This window comes from Aliiglaciecola sp. SL4 (assembly GCF_041538045.1).
Lineage (GTDB): Bacteria > Pseudomonadota > Gammaproteobacteria > Enterobacterales > Alteromonadaceae > Aliiglaciecola.
The window spans coordinates 76,635-92,996 of record NZ_JBGOSE010000006.1 but is presented as its reverse complement, the minus strand read 5'-3'; the positions used below and the strand labels follow the sequence as shown (position 1 = coordinate 92,996).

Sequence of the window (16,362 nt, the reverse complement as noted above, 5' to 3'; positions counted from 1 at the left end):
CGCTTTTTTTAGTAATACCCAATGATGTTATTTACCAATAGTAAGGTTAGAAACAACATTTTTCACATCATCAGTATTCTCAGCAATAGTAACTGCTAACTCACGCTCAGCGTTTGAATCAAGCTCTCCGGTGAGGGTTACAATACCGTCTTCAACTTCAACTTCGATATCGGTACCGCTAACTTCTGACTCAAACAATAGGCGTGTTTTCACTACCGATTCTACTTTAGAATCTTTTAAAGATTGCATAATTTGCGCTGTGTCAGAATCTTCTTCATCAGTGATAACTGTTAGCTGGTTATCAACGTCATCTACACCGTCAAGGGATAGCATAAGTTCTTCGGCTAGGGCTTTGTCTACGTCGGTATTAACTTTACCAGTTAAGACAATAACACCATCTTTAACGTCAGTATTAATGTCGAAAGAATCTAGATTGCCGTTGAACAGTAAAGTAGTTTCAGCTTTACCATCAATCCATGCATCTTTTGCTTTATCTGACCATTCGTTTTCTGCGTTAGCACTCATTGAAGCAGTTGTTAAAGCAGCAGCTATAATTAGTGAACAAGTAGTACGTTTCATATCAGTCTCTCCTTTTTGTTTAGACAATCCTATTAATGCCAATTCGATGCCAACGCGTAAACGTCTGATTATTATGGTTATTTTAAATAATTTAATATTAAACTCGATAAAAATCATGTAGTTTTGAAATACTCAAATGTAATTTCTACAGCATTAAAGAAAGTAAGTTTGAGAGTGTTAATAGCATTGGGAATTGCGGCGTTTAGTTTAAGGAACATTTTTTTTGGGATTGAATAACCTTGAAACCGTGCAGTCGGTAAGGGTTGAGGCATCTAACTATTGCCAGTCAATTTAAAGTGAATATCACTGAAGATGATTGGACTGTCGGTCTGAATGACTCAACAAACCAAGATTTCACTACTCAGTTTGGCTTAAGACTGAAATGATGTAGTTTTAAGTAAGTTCTTAACTTTGAGCACACTTTTAGTGAAATCTTCTGAGTCTTGCTCGGTATATTGAACATGTTCTTTTCCTTGCTCAATTGCCACTAATTGACGCAGGATAACCGAATGAATATCAGGCTTATCTGTTGCCGAAGCGATGCGGTATAAACTCTCGACTAATCGGATACTTACCGCCACAGAACTTACAGAATACTGGCGAATCTGATCAAACGCAGAATTAGCTACCCCCTCAAAATCGTAAGGATTGCGACGTAATCTCAAAATACCATCTTGACCGTAGTATTCCCCTGAATGCAATTCTTGTTTTGATATATTGCAAAGCACTACACATAACTTATCAACGCAAGTAATCGCCGTATAGGGATCATTAACTCCAGGAGACAGAGCACGCACGGCGATTTCTACCATTTGATGTATGGCATACTCGGGATCTTGAATCGGCGTTCGATTACTGCCGATGACACAACTTTGATTTACAAGGCTAGATAATTCATCTTGGATAGGTTTTAAACTTTTCAAAGTCGCTAGTTCAGCTCCTTCATTTATCAAATGACCAGGTCGCCATTTAAACTCAATAAAAAGATCATATTTGCTGGCAATTTCCAGCAATTTGTCATTACTCAACAGCTGTAAATAACCACTTTGGTCGGCGAATATTGGCAAAGTATAAGAAAAAGTTTTCCGCGCCTCTTTGCCTAATTTAGGTGTTGTCTCAGCACAGAATAAAGGTTCAAGGGAATGGTTAATTTCGTCACAAAGCTCGTTAATAACGTTATCAGCTTGAATTGAGCGTGAAACATGATGAATAAAATAAATAAGGACAAAAACACTAAATAATGTCGCCAACAAACACCAAATAATAGCCAAACCCATTATGATGTCCTGATTTGAATCTAAGCTCATGGAATAAATTAGCACCACACAGTAGGAAAATATCGATATAAAGGTTCCCAATACCACTTGAGTCCCTCTATCGTCCATAAAATTACGAATCAAGCGCGGACCGAATTGCGACGAGGCTAAGGTTAAGGTAACAATTGTTATAGAAAAGGCGATACTGGTAACCGTTATCATTGAAGCGGCGATGGTGTTGAGCAATGAAAGCAAGGTGCTTTGCTCAGTTTCATATAAAAAGGGAAGCCAATCTAACTTTCCCCAGGCTTGAGCATGATCAATCCAGACCATTAACCAAGCTGAAAAAATGGACGTTATAACCATCAATAGTGGAACGAACCAGAAACTAGTTTTTATTGAATCGAAAAGCTTGTCTAGACTGGCTAGATTTTTCATTAATAGTTCCTTTTATCAAACCTATTCCACTGAACTGTCAAAGCGTCAGCCTTGCCTTTAAACTGCAAGGAAGGCTCTTACGTCAGTTTACTTTTTCGAATTTTTTTTGGCAAAAAGCAGCATACTAATAACTAGTATAATCATAAATAAACCAAAAGAAGCTAAGAACGTATAAATTGGGCTTCCACCAGCAAGTCCAGTTGATGTTACAAAAAAACCAACACTAATTACTAAAGCGATAATTATTAATTTGAAGTCCATAAGTCACCTCGTTTAAAAATACAAAAGGGCTCTAAGAGCCCTTTTAGTTTGCTTGGATGTTATTAATCTTGACTAGATTAACAGTCTTGATCTTCAGCTTTTACGCCTTCTTTCACATCTTCACAAGCATCCTCAAGGGCGTTACCTGCATCGGTAACCATTTCATCAACACTTTCACCAGCGTCCTCAGCAGGACCTTGCTCACATGCAGCTAGAGCAAATACTGAACCAGCAACTAATAGTATTTGAAGGGTATGTTTAAAATTTTTCATGTGTTTCTCCGTTACTTTAATATTGTTATAAATCTAAAATAAGTGGTGTTAGCAAAGTTCGCTAGACTTTCGGACCTTTGCCACGTAGTGCATTCGCTATTAGTGAAATCACAAGTAAAACTACGAATACAAAAAAGATAATTTTCGCGATTCCGGCTGCGGTACCAGCTATTCCACCAAAACCAAATACAGCTGCGATAATTGCAATAACTAAAAATGTTAGTGCCCAGCTCAACATAATATTCTCCTTTTGTTTGTGTTCGATATTTGTAATGCGTTTTACATGCCAACAAAAAGAATAAACATAAGATATTGATATATATAAAAATATTATAGGTGCGGATGATTTAAGTAAATTCCCTTTCGGGGTTTATTTGCAAAAAGTACACTAGCGCTAGAAACTTTTTCACATTTGTTATGTGATGAATCGGTACTTAGTTGGGTTTAACTAAAATTGGTAAAGAGGAATGTCTGATAACGCTGAAATTTGGAAAAGAGGTGAGTAGATATAAACCAAGCACAATTAACTTTAACTATGCTTGGCCACGCATTTTTATTATTCGATGCCATTAATGTTCACTATAGGATAGTGAGCTAGGTAGGACATTAACGAATAGCTACCTTGCCAGTATTTGTGCTGCTTGTTTGGCAAAATAAGTTAAAATACCGTTTGCCCCTGCCCGTTTAAATGCCAGTAAGGATTCCATGATAACTGCTTCTTCATTTAGCCAACCGTTATCAAATGCCGCTTTATGCATGGCATACTCACCACTGACTTGATAGGCAAAGGTTGGTACTTGAAAGGTATCTTTGCAGCGTCGAACGATATCTAAGTAAGGCATACCAGGTTTAACCATAACCATATCTGCACCTTCTTTTAGATCAAGGCCAATCTCATGTAAAGCTTCGTCAGAATTAGCAGGATCCATTTGGTAACTATGCTTATTTCCGCCTTTTATATTACCGGCAGAACCGACGGCATCACGAAACGGACCATAGTAATTAGATGCATATTTTGCTGAATAAGCCATGATGCAGGTATTGATGTAGCCATGCTTCTCTAACGCTTGACGAATAATACCAATACGTCCATCCATCATATCAGAAGGAGCAACTATATCTGCTCCTGCTTCAGCGTGGGATAATGCTTGCTTAACCAGTACTTCACAGGTTTCATCATTGAGCACATACCCAGATTCATCAAGTAAACCGTCTTGCCCATGAGAAGTAAATGGGTCAAGTGCCACATCCGTCAACACTGCAATATCTGGGGCATTGTGCTTAATTGCTCTTACCGCTCGCTGCGCTAAGCCTTGTGGATTAAATGCTTCACTCGCACATTCCGACTTTATGTCTAGGGGCGTTACCGGAAAAATAGCAATGGCTGGTATGCCAAGCTCGACTAACTCTTTAGCTTCTTCTACCAATAAGTCTATTGATAAACGCTCAACACCAGGCATAGAAGGAACCGGCACTCGTTGCTGTGTTCCCTCGACAACAAACATAGGATAAATGAGATCCTTCACTGATAAGGTATTCTCTGCCATCAACTCACGGGTAAATTCGTGTTTGCGCATTCTTCTCATACGATTAGCAGGAAACTTTTGTTCGAACATAAAAATCTCTACCTCTTCAATTTTTCAACTTTGTAAATTTCAAACAATATCACGGGGGTGTAAATGTATACTTCTCACCCTATTTCGGCCATCACGCTTGGCTTGATATAAGGCTTTATCCGCACTTTCTAGTAGGCTTTTTTCATCATCTACTCCGCTTACAACAGTAGAAGCAACTCCAGCACTAATAGTCACTTTAAGTTGTAGACCATCAACTTCAGTGACCGCATTTTCAATGATTTCTCTGAGCTTCTCCCCTAAAGATCTAGCACCATCGAAATCGGTATTGGGCAGAATAAGGGCAAACTCTTCGCCACCGTAACGGCAAGCATCATCGGTGGTACGTTTTAAGTTCTGCTTTAGCATTTTTGCCACATGTTTAATGACTTCGTCACCAGCAACATGTCCATAAGTATCATTAATATTCTTAAAATGATCGATGTCTAACATAATTAAAGACAAATCTGAGCGTTCACGTCGGCATCGACGAGCTTCGGCCTGGAATTTTTTGTCAAAATGTTTGCGATTGCGGATCCCTGTAAGGCTATCAGTTCGTGTTTGCTGCTCTAATTCATTATTTGTTTCGGATAATTCTCGTAGAGCAATTTCCAACTCAAGAGTTCGCTCTTGCACGCTGTATTCTAAACTCTCTTGTGCTTCTTCTTTCAACTTGAGGGCTTTTTCTTGGGCTTCTCTAGCCATACGCTCTTCAAGTAAAGCAAGCTCTTGATTTTGATACTGGTCATCGCGCTGAATGGTATATGAGATGACTAAAACAAAGGCCAACATAAAAGTTTCAATAGCCGCGCCTAGCATCACAAAATATTGTGCGGGTATATTGATATCGAGTAAGTTCGAACTTTCTAGTCCAGCTAAAAAGCCCGCCACAATTAAAACTGACCATGCGAGTAGATATAAACGAGCAAGTTTGACACCACGCCACATTAGCAATAAAGACACAATAAAAACCAATAGGGATGAAAAACACAAGGCCAATAGGAAATACATAATGTAGTAGTAATAGGGAACAATCAGACTGGCAAGTACCGACAACGATAACCACCAAATGGCGTATTTTAATAATCTGTCTAGATTTTGACTATGTTTATACACTTCAAGTAATTGTCGGGTACAAACACACGCAAACAAAATAGTGAGAGTAGCAAAAATACCGACACTGCGGCTTTGTAACCATACCCAATCAGGCCAAAGGTATTTAAAACCAACACCATGCATAGTCGCTAAGGTTAAAGCCAAAAACACCACATAAAAACTATAACTTAAGAAGCTTGGGTTTCTGGTGGAAACGTAGAAGAATAAATTACTAAGGGCCATCGCAACCATAAAGCCAAAAAATAAGCCTAAAAGTAAATTTTGCTCACCAGAATAAATTAAATATTGTTTTTCATCCCACACTCGCAAGGGGACTTTCAGTGTGCCAGTGGTTTCTACTTTAACAATTACTGATATTCTTTGCTCTGATTCGGGAATTGGGAAGAGTAACTTTTCACTTTCTATCTGACGAGTGTTGAACGGGTAACTGTCCCCTTCATGGTATTCGGAAATTAACTTACCACTACTAAAAAACCAAATATCCACCTTATCGAGCATGACATAGTCAACTTCTAGAATTTTATGGGCATCACTTAAATTATTCGGCAAGAAAAATTTAAACCAATAAGGATTTTTACTCATGCCATAAGCTAAAACTTCTGACGTTTCTTCGCTCCATTGGGAGTTCTGATAATTGCGTAATTGTTCTATGCTGAGGGAGTTAGTGGTGTCTTCGAGATAAAGCGTACCTCTATTTATTTCTAACAAATAGTCGTTGGCAGAGCCAAGTTTTGCAATCGCAAAAATACTGATTAATCCCAGCAGAATAACTAATCCAATATACCAAGTCTTATGGATGCTCTGCTGGTTATTATTAGTTTTCAAAATTTGCGCCTACTGCAAATAAATTCATAGTATTTTGCCAACAGCTTTGCTGCAAGTCTTGAAGTTCTTGATTGCGCAAATTCGCAATATATTCAGCAATATGAGGAATATTTGCTGGTTGATTATTGCGGGACTTGGTTTTTAGGGTTTTGGGAAATAAATAAGGAGAATCCGTTTCTAGTAACATTCTATCTGATGGTAACTCCAATACGGCTTCTCTTAGGGATTCACCGCGCTTAGGATCACAAACCCAACCGGTCACGCCAATGTAAAAACCCAACTCCAAGTAGGCTTCCATTTCCTTTAGATTGCCCGTAAAACAATGAACCACCGCTCCAGCTAACTTAGAAGAATAGGTTTTTAATAGCGCGAATTGCTCAGAGAAAGCGTCTCGTTCATGCAAATAAACAGGTAACTGCAATTCACAAGCTAATTCTAGTTGCTGCTCAAATATCCGCAATTGAGTGGCTGGGGGGGAAAAGTTACGATTGAAATCAAGCCCACATTCACCTATAGCAACAACCTTTTGATTATTTGCCAAATGACTTAATTGCTGAATAAAATCAGGTGTAGCATCTTTTGCGTGATGGGGATGTATGCCTGCAGTGGAGAATAACGTTTGCGGAAATTGCTGCGCAATCGAAAGCGCATCCTGACTTTGTTGAACCTCAGTTCCAATAAGTAGCATACCCATTACATCTGCGTTTAGGGCATGCTCAATGACATCTGGCAAGAGCAAGCGCTTGTCAGGTAAATTTATCCCAATATCAAACCAATGTGCCAAACCACTATTCCTTACCCAGAATAAACATACCAATTTTTTATCGGTTTATTATACAGCTGTTAAATAGTAAGCAGTATTGAGGGAGCTGACTACAAGTTTAAATAGCCACCTACTTCATACTGAGATTAATTAATACGCTTCACTCGAATTCGGCGATTTTGGTCGTCTCTTCCTAAATGATAAGAACCTAATGCCCCTCGCTCTATGTAGATAACATCATTGGCTTTTACTTTAAAGTTAGTGGCCTCTTGTTCACGCCAGAGGTGACCATTGTCCAATTTGAAGATAGCGCGTTTCATACCATCTCGGGTGACACTAACCACAGTTGCATAAATTTTATCATCAGTGTTTTCCGGTAATTTCGCTTGTCTGCCAAATTCCGCATTACGCTGGGTTTGATTTGCATTGTCAGGGTTAGCATTCTGCGGTGCCGAAGGTCTGTTAGCGGGCAAAGGGGCGGGAACTTGCATCAAATCCTGCACTCCACCATAACTGTTCAATTGATTAACAATTTTGTCATAACAAACTAAACGTTTCAGACTATTTTGAACTTGCCCACAATTTTTAAGCGCGTCACCAATGGTTTCAGCTTGAACAGATATGCTGGTTGCGTAAACACTAATTGATAGCACTAAGGTGATTAATTTTTTCATGATACTTCCCGGTTATTTTTTTCTTCTTCTTTTTCAACTTCGTCGTCATCATCTGCATTTGGTGTGTACAAGGCTCCAATGATTATTCCAATTTCAAATAATATCCACATAGGAACGGCTAACAATGATTGAGAAATAATATCTGGGGGAGTCAATAACATACCCACCACAAACACACCAACGATCACATAAGGCCGTTTTGCTCTTAATGAGGCTGCATCAGTAATCCCGACCCAACACATTAAGATTACGGCAATAGGAATTTCAAACGCCAGACCAAATGCGAAAAACAGTTTTAAAACAAAAGTAAGATAGCTACTAATATCAGTGGTAAATGCGACACCGCTAATTTCAATGCCCGCAAAAAAGGCGAATATAACGGGAAAAACTACAAAATAGGCAAACGCTATCCCAGCGTAAAAAAGCAAGGTACTTGATAATAGTAAGGGGGCGATTAACTTTTTCTCATTGCGGTATAAACCTGGTGCGATAAAACCCCAAACTTGATAAAGCACAAAAGGTATAGCAAGAAAGAATGACAACACTAAGGTTAATTTAAAAGGCGCAAAAAATGGTGCGCCTACGTCAGTAGCAATCATTTGAGAATTGTTAGGCATTGCGTTTAACAATGGCGTTGCCAACAAATGATATAAATCTTGGGCAAAAAAGGCCAAAGGTACAAATATCACCAATATACTTAAAACCGCCTTTAATAAGCGGCTACGCAATTCGATTAAATGAGAAATAAAACTATTTGGATCAGACATTTAAGGTTTATCTTTATCATAAGGCTTATTGACAGATTCTGCGGATGCTTTTAATTCATCAACCGTTTTTTGCAGGTCAGGAGACAAATTTTCTAGCCCCTGCTGTTCTGCTTTTTTTAGGTTTTCATGCAACTCATGAACCCGCAGTTGCTCTTCCACTTCCTGCTTAAATCCCGACGCCATTGAGCGCACGCTGCGAAATGTTTTTGCCACACTCCGCATAGCGCCTGGTAGACGTTCAGGGCCAAGCACTAACAGCGCAAGGATACCCACGACCAGTATTTCTAAGAATCCGATATCAAACATAAGCTAGTTTTTCTTTTCAACTATTCAGTTTTCTGATGTTGCTTTTCAGCTTCATTCTGTTGCTGGACATTTTGCTCTTTGGATTCAATTTTCTCTTCAGTGTTTTTTGCCGAGTCATCTTCAAAGTCAGCATCTTTATCGGATACCGCTTTCTTAAACCCTTTTACTGCGGAGCCTAAATCACCACCTAAAGAACGTAACTTTTTGGTTCCGAACAACAGTAAAACGATAACCAAAACAATCAACAATTGCGCCCAACCAATATTACCCATTTGAAAACTCCTATAAATTTAGTAAGGCTATTATACGTAGCTAAATTGAAACGTCACTGGATTTGATACATAGATAAAAAAAGAGCATGATTTATAGACCCTATTTGGAGCAGTAAGTTTGCCTAATTTTAGAATTGTTGCATTATTTTTTCTAACTTTGCATTTTAGTAAAACCGTGTCAGCCCAAGAGGAACAAGCTGTGTGGCTTGACTCTATGCATAAAAATATTTCTGAGTCTGTTTTAGATACCGCTCAATGGTTTGACAACTTTTTTGCCAATGAAAACCTCCAAGAAGATCAAAAAGCACTTGGAGAAGTCCGCCTGCGCCTTGGAATTGAACCCAGATCAAGAAGTTTAGAAGAATTTGAAGCGCGTTTGAAGGTAAGAGTTAAGCTTCCAAATCTAAAAAACCGGGTCGATTTGATCCTGACCGACTTTGATGAAGACCAAGACGATAAAATTGGGAGTAGTAGAAACAGTCAATTTAGTCGGGAAGACAGTATCAATTTGGCATTACGTTATAAAGTATCCCCCGACAGTGGCCTATCTCATAGAATTGGCTTCGGTCGTAGGTTTCAATATTACGCCAAATCAAGATACCGAGATGCATTAAGCTTAAGCAACTCATTGGAGATGCGCTACGACGCTTCAGTTTACTATTATAACAGAGACAAATTTGGTACATCCCTAAGCCTGACCTTCGACTACGACTACTCTAAACACTTGTTACTGAGGTATCACAACCGCTTTGAATATAGAGACAGAAGCAACGATTGGTTATGGCAGCATAGTTGGCAAGGGTTTAAACAAATTGATGATACAAGTGCTGTCATCTATGGTTATTATATTGAAGGGATAACGCAACCAAACTACCGTCTTGAAGAACATTTAGTCAGTGTGAAATTACGTAAACAAACCAAAAGAAATTGGTTATTCTACGAAGTTGAACCTTTCATTTTATGGCGTCGCGATGAGCATTTTTCCGCATCCTATGGTCTTGCTTTGCGTATTGAAGGATATTTTGGCGAGCGCTGAACACAATTTATGCATCAATGTGGCTATTAGTGCTTTTCAGCCGTAGCAAATCTTAGCAGTCATATTGTCATCAATAAAAAAGGAGGATATATGGGATTGTTAGTAGATGGAAAATGGGTTGATAAGTGGTATGACACAGAATCAAGTGGAGGAAAGTTTGAAAGACAAGCCTCCAAGTTTAGAGCACAAATATCGACTCAACCCGACGCAAAATACACGCCTGAATCAGGACGTTACCATTTATACGTTGCTCTTGCGTGTCCTTGGGCACACCGAGCCCTTATTTTCAGGAAGTTAAAAGATTTAGAATCACATATCGATGTTTCCGTTGTCGCTCCGGATATGTTGGAAAATGGTTGGGAGTTTTCTGAGTTTCCAGATGCCACTGGAGACAAGCTATTCAATTTCGATTTTATGCATCAAGTCTATACGAAGGCTCAGAAGGATATTACTAGTCGTGTAACCATTCCTGTGCTGTGGGATAAAAAGACCAACTCCATTGTAAATAACGAATCTGCTGAAATCATACGAATTTTCAACTCTCAGTTTAATTCGCTTACCAATAATCATACAGATTACTACCCTCAGGATTTGCGCGAAGAGATTGATGAAATAAATGATCGTGTCTACAACAACATAAACAATGGGGTGTATAAAGCGGGTTTTGCAACGAATCAAATGGCCTACGAGGACGCAGTGATCCCTTTGTTTGAAACCCTAGATTGGCTGGAACAAAGACTCACTAAACAACGCTATTTGGTAGGTCAGCAAATTACCGAAGCAGATTGGCGGTTGTTTACTACCCTAATAAGATTCGATGCCGTTTACGTGGGGCATTTTAAATGCAATATCCGCCGTATAGCTGACTACCCGCATCTATCTGGTTATTTGCGAGAGCTATATCAGTACCCTAAAGTGGCTGACACCGTCAATTTTGTGCATATTAAACGACACTACTATTTTAGCCATACCCAATACAATCCGACGCAGATTATCCCCGCCGGACCAGTGATGGACTTATGGGAACCCCATAATCGCCATTTATTGCTTTAAATCCCGGTAATAATCCCCCAGTACAAGTAAATTAACTCGTACTGGGGATAAGGCTGAAAGTGCCGCGAATATGGCTCTAACAAACCATCATTGGCGCGCAGCAGTAATTACAATGCTAACAACTATAAAGTCACTACCACTCTTCCGCGAACATTGCCTTTAAGCAACTCCTCTGCGGTGGTTACCACCTCACTCAAGGTAATATTATTCGCAATATCATCTAGAGTTGAGGGTTCAAGCAGCTCGCCTAGACGTTGCCAAGCTTCAATACGATCTGCTAGAGGACGCATTACACTATCAATCCCCGCTAGAGTAATACCCCGAAGGATAAAAGGCGCTACTGAAGCTGGGAAGTCCATTCCTTGAGCTAAACCACAGGCTGCGACTGTTCCACCGTATTTAAGACCCGCGCAAATATTTGCCAATGTGTGGCTTCCCACTGAATCAACGGCTCCTGCCCACTGTTCTTTGCCAAGGGGACGACCGGCCTCAGATAGTGTTGCACGGTCAATGATCTCGCTGGCACCCAGCTTTTTCAAATATTCAGCTTGTTCTGGACGACCTGTTGATGCAACAACCTGATAACCTAATTTAGCTAATAGGCTAATGGAAAAACTTCCCACACCGCCGTTAGCACCGGTTACCAAGACTGCACCTTTGTCTGGTGTGACACCATTTTTTTCAAGAGCAATAACACACAGCATGGCAGTATAACCAGCAGTACCTATGGCCATAGCTTGGCTTTCGGTAAAGGCTTCAGGCAAAGGTATTAGCCACTCACTTTTGAGACGGGCTTTTTGCGCTAATCCTCCACAGTGAACTTCACCCACACCAAAACCATTGAGCAAGACTTTATCGCCCACTTTGAATTTGTCAGTTTCCGAATGCTCAACGATACCGGCTAAATCAATTCCTGGTACCATGGGAAATTTTCTAACAACTGGGCTCTTGCCAGTGATAGCTAAACCATCTTTGTAGTTTAAGGTGCTGTGAGTCACTTTAATAGTCACATCACCCTCTGGCAGAATGCTGTCATCCAACTCTTTTAATTCAACGTGATAGCCGTTGTCGTCTTTGTTAATTAATATACCTTGAAACATATTTCCTCCGAATATAGACCGGTCGTCTATAAATAGTTAAAATAAAACCAAACTACTATCTTGGTAATCCTTCGATAAATTGTGATAAAAAGTGGTCTAGGGGTTGAGCGTCTTGAACCAATCTAGCACGACTCACTGCACCTTCCCATCCTAGCCAAAAGAACTCAGCTAAAAGCGCACAGTTTGCACTTTGTGAAATTAACTTGTGCTGTTGCGCCTCACGTAAACAAGCTTCGATTCGAGCTTGCCAAGCCATAAAGATTTCGAGTAACAAGCCTCGATAACTTTCTGGTAGCACATCCACTTCTTGCCCTAGATTGCCAACCAAACAACCTCGCTTAAACTGATGTTTTTGCATGCCCGCTTTAGCATCTGCAACAAAATGACAAATTCGTTGAATAGGCTCGAAGTCAGTATTAAGCAGATGAGCGTCTAACTTGTTAGCAAAATAACTGGCGTAACTTTCTATTACTGCACGGCCAAACGCCTCTTTACTGGCAAAATAATGATAAAAAGAACCTTTAGGCACACCCACTTTTTTGAGTATTTTATCAATACCAGAAGCGAAGAATCCTTGTTCGGTTAAAAGTTCTAAACCACTGCGGATAAGCTCTGCCCGTGTATCCTGATTATCACGAGCGACTTTTGGTGGCCTACCCCGCCTAGGTTTTTGTAGTTTTATTGTGTTCATGGGGATATAATAGACCGATCGTCTAGTAAAATGCAAATTAAATATAACATGAACCCGAAATGACTAAAATTGTGGATTGATTTTATAACAAGCTTTATGGGCGTTTTGATGTTTTGTTTTGCGTTTGCGAATACCCTTAGGGCAAAGAGATATTAGTGTCTAAACCACGCATACAACCATGCTCCCACACCACCTCCGGTTAAAACAATACTGGGGATATAACTGCTAACGTAAAGAGGAAAAATAGCCGCCAGAATCAGTAAAGTGGAGCCAGTAAGAACATAGAACAGGTTTTTCTGCGCTCTACGTTGTTGCAATTGTTGCTGTTCAAAGTGCTTTTGTTGGAGCGCCGGCAACTGCTTGACTTGTTTCAAACTATCATAGATTAAGTCGGGAATTTCAGGCAGCTTTTCTGACCAGAAAGGTAAATTCGCATTGATTTTTTTCAGCATCGCCACAACGCCAATCTGCTCTTTCATCCACTGCTCCAAAAACGGCTTTGCGGTCTGCCATAGATCTAACTGGGGATAAAGCATGCGCCCAAGCCCCTCCACATAGAGTAAGGTTTTTTGCAACAGAACCAATTGAGGCTGCACCACCATATTAAAACGTCTGGCGGTATTAAATAGCTGCAATAACACATTGCTGAAGGAAATCTCCGCCAATGGCTTTTGGAAAATGGGCTCACAAACGGTACGAATAGAGACCTCAAAGGCTTCAATATCAGTATCAGCAGGTACCCAGCCAGAGTCCACGTGCAATTCCGCGACTTTGCGATAATCGCGATTGAAAAAAGCAATAAAGTTCTCTGCTAAATAACGCTTATCATCTCTATTTAAAGTGCCCACAATACCAAAATCTATGGCGATATATTGAGGGTTGTCTGGATGCATTTTTGACACAAAAATATTGCCTGGATGCATGTCGGCATGGAAAAAGCTATCCCGAAATACTTGGGTAAAGAAAACTTCTACGCCCCGTTCAGCGAGCAGTTTCATATTGGTATTTTGTGCTTCTAACGCTTGGATATTGGAAATTGGAATGCCATAGATACGCTCCATAACCATCACGTTGGTAGAGCAATAGTCACTGTATATTTCTGGAATATAAAGTGATTCAGCGCCTTCAAAGTTGCGTTTTAACTGGATCCCATTGGCCGCTTCTCTGGCTAAATCAAGTTCTTCAACAATGGTTTTTCGATACTCATCAACCACTTCAACAGGTCTAAGTCGTTTACCATCAGGTAATAACTTCTGCACTGCAAATGCCAAGGACTGCATCAATTCAATATCAGCATAAATTGTCCCAGCAATATCTGGGCGAATCACCTTAACAATAACTTCTTTTTGATTACTTTTTAATACGGCACTGTGAACCTGCGCAATAGACGCAGAGGCCAATGGCGTGATTTCAAATGTGGCAAACAGCTCGTCCAATTCAGTGATATTTAAGGCCTGCTTGATAATATCAACGGCTACTTCACTGTCGAAAGGCTCGACTTTATCCTGCAAGATTGCCAATTCATCGGCAATATCTGCAGGCAATAAATCTCTGCGAGTAGACAGCATTTGACCAAATTTAATAAAAACGGGGCCCAAAGTTTGTAAGGCTAGTCTGATTCTCTCCCCTACGGATTTATCAGGATGTTGATTGCGTAACCAAAACTGACAAGCCCGGCCCAATTTGGCATACCAGGGCAGCCAATGGTCAGGAATTAGCTCATCCAGGCCATGTTGCAATAACACTTTATTAATTTTGTATAGGCGAAGGGTACGCATTGATTTAACTGCTCTGCTTGTTGGATGAGGTGCGAGATTGACTTTCTAACCGACTTATCTTTGCATCAAGACGATCTGTGGCACTGCGCAGTTCATCTACCTGATCACAAAAATCGACGACTAAAATCGGCGGCGCGACAATACGTTTTTCTTCAATGGCCGCATCCGCTAAAGTGACAGCTAAACGATTCGCCTGTGTTTTCACATTATGGATGAGCTTTTTGCCTAACCTGAAAGTGTTATGGGCAAGCATATCCCCAGTGTATTTCGATAGCTGTTCTTCCCAATCAATATCTAATTCAGTGATTAGCTGACTAAACTGTTGAGCAATGGCTACATCACCTTCAAGCACAAGTTCACCACTTTGAATTAAACGGGTGATCTGGCTGGTGTCTTTTAGTTTCTGTAATGTAGACAAGGATAACGCCAAATGACAATCACTTTGCAGGGCTTCATCAGGCATCACCACCAACACATCTACTTGATCAGAAAAACTAAACTTTAAAGTCCAGGGTAACTCATGGATATCAACGCTGAGCTGTTTCCCCGCGAGCTTTTTCAGGGCCAAAGCTGAACTGGCATCAAGTTTTAGTAATTGATTAATAATACCTTCAATACCAGATGACACGAGTTGGGCTGCTGGCATTAAAATTTGAATCCTCTATGCAGCGCAACTATGCCCCCAGTCAAATTGTGATAGGTGGTTTGTTCAAAGCCCACAGACTCCATCATACCTTTCAAGGTTTCTTGATCTGGATGCATTCTGATTGACTCAGCCAAGTATTGATAACTCTCACTATCATTAGCCACCAATTTCCCCATTTTAGGCAGTAAATGGAAGGAATATAAATCATAGGCTTTACTTAACATGTCACTTTGTGGTTTAGAAAACTCTAACACTAATAGCCGACCACCAGGCTTTAGAACACGATACATTGACCCTAAGGCTTTATCTTTATCGGTGACATTACGCAGTCCAAAAGCAATGGTAATGACGTCAAAATAATTATCTGGAAAAGGCAACATTTCAGCATTGGCTTGAACATAGTCCAAATTGCCAACCACACCTTTGTTACGCAGCTTGTCGCGGCCGACTTTTAACATGGCATTGTTGATATCGGCTAATACGACCTGACCGTTTTGACCTACAATTTTAGAAAACTTAGCAGCTAAATCACCTGTGCCACCAGCTAAATCTAAGACCTTATGCCCAGCGCGTACTCCACTGCAATCAATAGTGAAGCGTTTCCATAAGCGATGGATCCCCATGGACATCATGTCGTTCATAATGTCATATTTTGCAGCGACCGAATGGAAAACATCCGCCACCATAGAGGCTTTGTCAGTCTTATCAACTTGTTTAAAACCAAAGTGAGTTTGGGAATCGTCTTCTTGAGTACCTATTGAATCCTGCGGAGAGGGAGATAGGTTCGAATTATCTGCGTCCTTGGTTTTAATTTCAGACTCGGGTACTTGGCTATTGCTCATGGTATTTCCTTTTAAACTAATCTCATCAGTTTACCGAAAATCTTCAAGCATGACTATTAAAGCTGACGTTAGAA

Annotated in this window: 18 protein-coding genes; 2 read left to right on the top strand and 16 right to left on the bottom strand. The window is 40.1% G+C overall.

Translation table 11 applies throughout. The features are described from left to right. Positions 1 to 27 precede the first annotated feature (27 nt). The 11 genes from AB6T38_RS10625 to tatA all read right to left on the bottom strand — a co-directional run bounded on the left by AB6T38_RS10625 (position 28) and on the right by tatA (position 9,142). The gene (locus AB6T38_RS10625) at positions 28 to 579 is read right to left on the bottom strand and encodes a BON domain-containing protein (RefSeq protein WP_372547297.1); all 552 of its coding nucleotides are present in this window, start codon (positions 577 to 579) and stop codon (positions 28 to 30) included. 371 nt (positions 580 to 950) lie between these two features. Beyond that, on the bottom strand, positions 951 to 2,273 hold the full coding sequence (locus AB6T38_RS10620) for a DUF2254 domain-containing protein (RefSeq protein WP_372547296.1): 1,323 nt from the start codon (positions 2,271 to 2,273) through the stop codon (positions 951 to 953). Between the two features lie 338 nt (positions 2,274 to 2,611). Next, the gene (locus tag AB6T38_RS10615) at positions 2,612 to 2,806 is read right to left on the bottom strand and encodes a hypothetical protein (protein WP_348491266.1); all 195 of its coding nucleotides are present in this window, start codon (positions 2,804 to 2,806) and stop codon (positions 2,612 to 2,614) included. A 61-nt stretch (positions 2,807 to 2,867) separates the two neighbouring features. After that, positions 2,868 to 3,044: a DUF1328 domain-containing protein gene (locus AB6T38_RS10610; RefSeq protein WP_303471529.1), complete on the bottom strand. Its 177-nt coding sequence runs from the start codon at positions 3,042 to 3,044 to the stop codon at positions 2,868 to 2,870. A 379-nt stretch (positions 3,045 to 3,423) separates the two neighbouring features. Then, a complete protein-coding gene (hemB, locus tag AB6T38_RS10605) occupies positions 3,424 to 4,422 on the bottom strand; it encodes a porphobilinogen synthase (protein ID WP_372547295.1) in 999 nt (332 codons plus the stop codon). A 39-nt stretch (positions 4,423 to 4,461) separates the two neighbouring features. Continuing rightward, on the bottom strand, positions 4,462 to 6,360 hold the full coding sequence (locus AB6T38_RS10600) for a diguanylate cyclase (RefSeq protein WP_372547294.1): 1,899 nt from the start codon (positions 6,358 to 6,360) through the stop codon (positions 4,462 to 4,464). Beyond that, positions 6,350 to 7,144 carry a TatD family hydrolase gene (locus AB6T38_RS10595; protein WP_372547293.1) on the bottom strand — a complete coding sequence of 265 codons (795 nt, stop codon included), beginning with the start codon at positions 7,142 to 7,144 and terminating at the stop codon, positions 6,350 to 6,352. The genes AB6T38_RS10600 and AB6T38_RS10595 overlap by 11 nt, the downstream gene beginning before the upstream one ends. A gap of 125 nt (positions 7,145 to 7,269) precedes the next feature. Then, a complete protein-coding gene (locus tag AB6T38_RS10590; RefSeq protein ID WP_372547292.1) occupies positions 7,270 to 7,797 on the bottom strand; it encodes a hypothetical protein in 528 nt (175 codons plus the stop codon). Next, complete coding sequence (gene tatC / locus AB6T38_RS10585; protein ID WP_372547291.1) at positions 7,794 to 8,564, bottom strand: twin-arginine translocase subunit TatC; 771 nt, start codon at positions 8,562 to 8,564, stop codon at positions 7,794 to 7,796. The genes AB6T38_RS10590 and tatC overlap by 4 nt, the downstream gene beginning before the upstream one ends. Next, complete coding sequence (gene tatB / locus AB6T38_RS10580) at positions 8,565 to 8,870, bottom strand: Sec-independent protein translocase protein TatB (protein WP_348491260.1); 306 nt, start codon at positions 8,868 to 8,870, stop codon at positions 8,565 to 8,567. A 20-nt stretch (positions 8,871 to 8,890) separates the two neighbouring features. Then, on the bottom strand, positions 8,891 to 9,142 hold the full coding sequence (gene tatA, locus AB6T38_RS10575) for a twin-arginine translocase TatA/TatE family subunit (RefSeq protein WP_372547290.1): 252 nt from the start codon (positions 9,140 to 9,142) through the stop codon (positions 8,891 to 8,893). 118 nt (positions 9,143 to 9,260) lie between these two features. Between tatA and AB6T38_RS10570 the strand changes: the two genes are divergently transcribed. Then, positions 9,261 to 10,178, top strand: a complete 918-nt coding sequence (locus AB6T38_RS10570) for a hypothetical protein (RefSeq protein ID WP_372547289.1) — start codon at positions 9,261 to 9,263, stop codon at positions 10,176 to 10,178. A 90-nt stretch (positions 10,179 to 10,268) separates the two neighbouring features. Beyond that, complete coding sequence (locus AB6T38_RS10565) at positions 10,269 to 11,231, top strand: glutathione S-transferase family protein (RefSeq protein WP_372547288.1); 963 nt, start codon at positions 10,269 to 10,271, stop codon at positions 11,229 to 11,231. Between the two features lie 122 nt (positions 11,232 to 11,353). Here the strand turns inward: AB6T38_RS10565 and AB6T38_RS10560 are convergent, their stop codons facing one another. The 5 genes from AB6T38_RS10560 to ubiE all read right to left on the bottom strand — a co-directional run bounded on the left by AB6T38_RS10560 (position 11,354) and on the right by ubiE (position 16,288). Beyond that, positions 11,354 to 12,331, bottom strand: coding sequence for an MDR family oxidoreductase (locus tag AB6T38_RS10560; protein ID WP_372547287.1), 978 nt, complete (start codon positions 12,329 to 12,331; stop codon positions 11,354 to 11,356). Between the two features lie 55 nt (positions 12,332 to 12,386). Further along, a complete protein-coding gene (locus AB6T38_RS10555) occupies positions 12,387 to 13,022 on the bottom strand; it encodes a TetR/AcrR family transcriptional regulator (protein ID WP_372547286.1) in 636 nt (211 codons plus the stop codon). A gap of 152 nt (positions 13,023 to 13,174) precedes the next feature. Continuing rightward, complete coding sequence (gene ubiB / locus AB6T38_RS10550; RefSeq protein WP_372547285.1) at positions 13,175 to 14,800, bottom strand: ubiquinone biosynthesis regulatory protein kinase UbiB; 1,626 nt, start codon at positions 14,798 to 14,800, stop codon at positions 13,175 to 13,177. A 4-nt stretch (positions 14,801 to 14,804) separates the two neighbouring features. Continuing rightward, the gene (locus tag AB6T38_RS10545; protein ID WP_372547284.1) at positions 14,805 to 15,446 is read right to left on the bottom strand and encodes an SCP2 domain-containing protein; all 642 of its coding nucleotides are present in this window, start codon (positions 15,444 to 15,446) and stop codon (positions 14,805 to 14,807) included. Then, on the bottom strand, positions 15,446 to 16,288 hold the full coding sequence (gene ubiE, locus AB6T38_RS10540; protein ID WP_372547283.1) for a bifunctional demethylmenaquinone methyltransferase/2-methoxy-6-polyprenyl-1,4-benzoquinol methylase UbiE: 843 nt from the start codon (positions 16,286 to 16,288) through the stop codon (positions 15,446 to 15,448). Before ubiE ends, AB6T38_RS10545 begins: the two co-directional genes overlap by 1 nt. Positions 16,289 to 16,362: the final 74 nt, after the last annotated feature.

Excerpts from the sequence above, each read along its gene's own strand:
- AB6T38_RS10625 (WP_372547297.1), bottom strand. The coding sequence starts at position 579 with ATGAAACGTACTACTTGTTCACTAATTATAGCTGCTGCTTTAACAACT.
- AB6T38_RS10620 (WP_372547296.1), bottom strand. The coding sequence starts at position 2,273 with ATGAAAAATCTAGCCAGTCTAGACAAGCTTTTCGATTCAATAAAAACT.
- AB6T38_RS10615 (WP_348491266.1), bottom strand. The coding sequence starts at position 2,806 with ATGAAAAATTTTAAACATACCCTTCAAATACTATTAGTTGCTGGTTCA.
- AB6T38_RS10610 (WP_303471529.1), bottom strand. The coding sequence starts at position 3,044 with ATGTTGAGCTGGGCACTAACATTTTTAGTTATTGCAATTATCGCAGCT.
- hemB (WP_372547295.1), bottom strand. The coding sequence starts at position 4,422 with ATGTTCGAACAAAAGTTTCCTGCTAATCGTATGAGAAGAATGCGCAAA.
- AB6T38_RS10590 (WP_372547292.1), bottom strand. The coding sequence starts at position 7,797 with ATGAAAAAATTAATCACCTTAGTGCTATCAATTAGTGTTTACGCAACC.
- tatC (WP_372547291.1), bottom strand. The coding sequence starts at position 8,564 with ATGTCTGATCCAAATAGTTTTATTTCTCATTTAATCGAATTGCGTAGC.
- tatB (WP_348491260.1), bottom strand. The coding sequence starts at position 8,870 with ATGTTTGATATCGGATTCTTAGAAATACTGGTCGTGGGTATCCTTGCG.
- tatA (WP_372547290.1), bottom strand. The coding sequence starts at position 9,142 with ATGGGTAATATTGGTTGGGCGCAATTGTTGATTGTTTTGGTTATCGTT.
- AB6T38_RS10565 (WP_372547288.1), top strand. The coding sequence starts at position 10,269 with ATGGGATTGTTAGTAGATGGAAAATGGGTTGATAAGTGGTATGACACA.
- AB6T38_RS10560 (WP_372547287.1), bottom strand. The coding sequence starts at position 12,331 with ATGTTTCAAGGTATATTAATTAACAAAGACGACAACGGCTATCACGTT.
- AB6T38_RS10555 (WP_372547286.1), bottom strand. The coding sequence starts at position 13,022 with ATGAACACAATAAAACTACAAAAACCTAGGCGGGGTAGGCCACCAAAA.
- ubiB (WP_372547285.1), bottom strand. The coding sequence starts at position 14,800 with ATGCGTACCCTTCGCCTATACAAAATTAATAAAGTGTTATTGCAACAT.
- AB6T38_RS10545 (WP_372547284.1), bottom strand. The coding sequence starts at position 15,446 with ATGCCAGCAGCCCAACTCGTGTCATCTGGTATTGAAGGTATTATTAAT.
- ubiE (WP_372547283.1), bottom strand. The coding sequence starts at position 16,288 with ATGAGCAATAGCCAAGTACCCGAGTCTGAAATTAAAACCAAGGACGCA.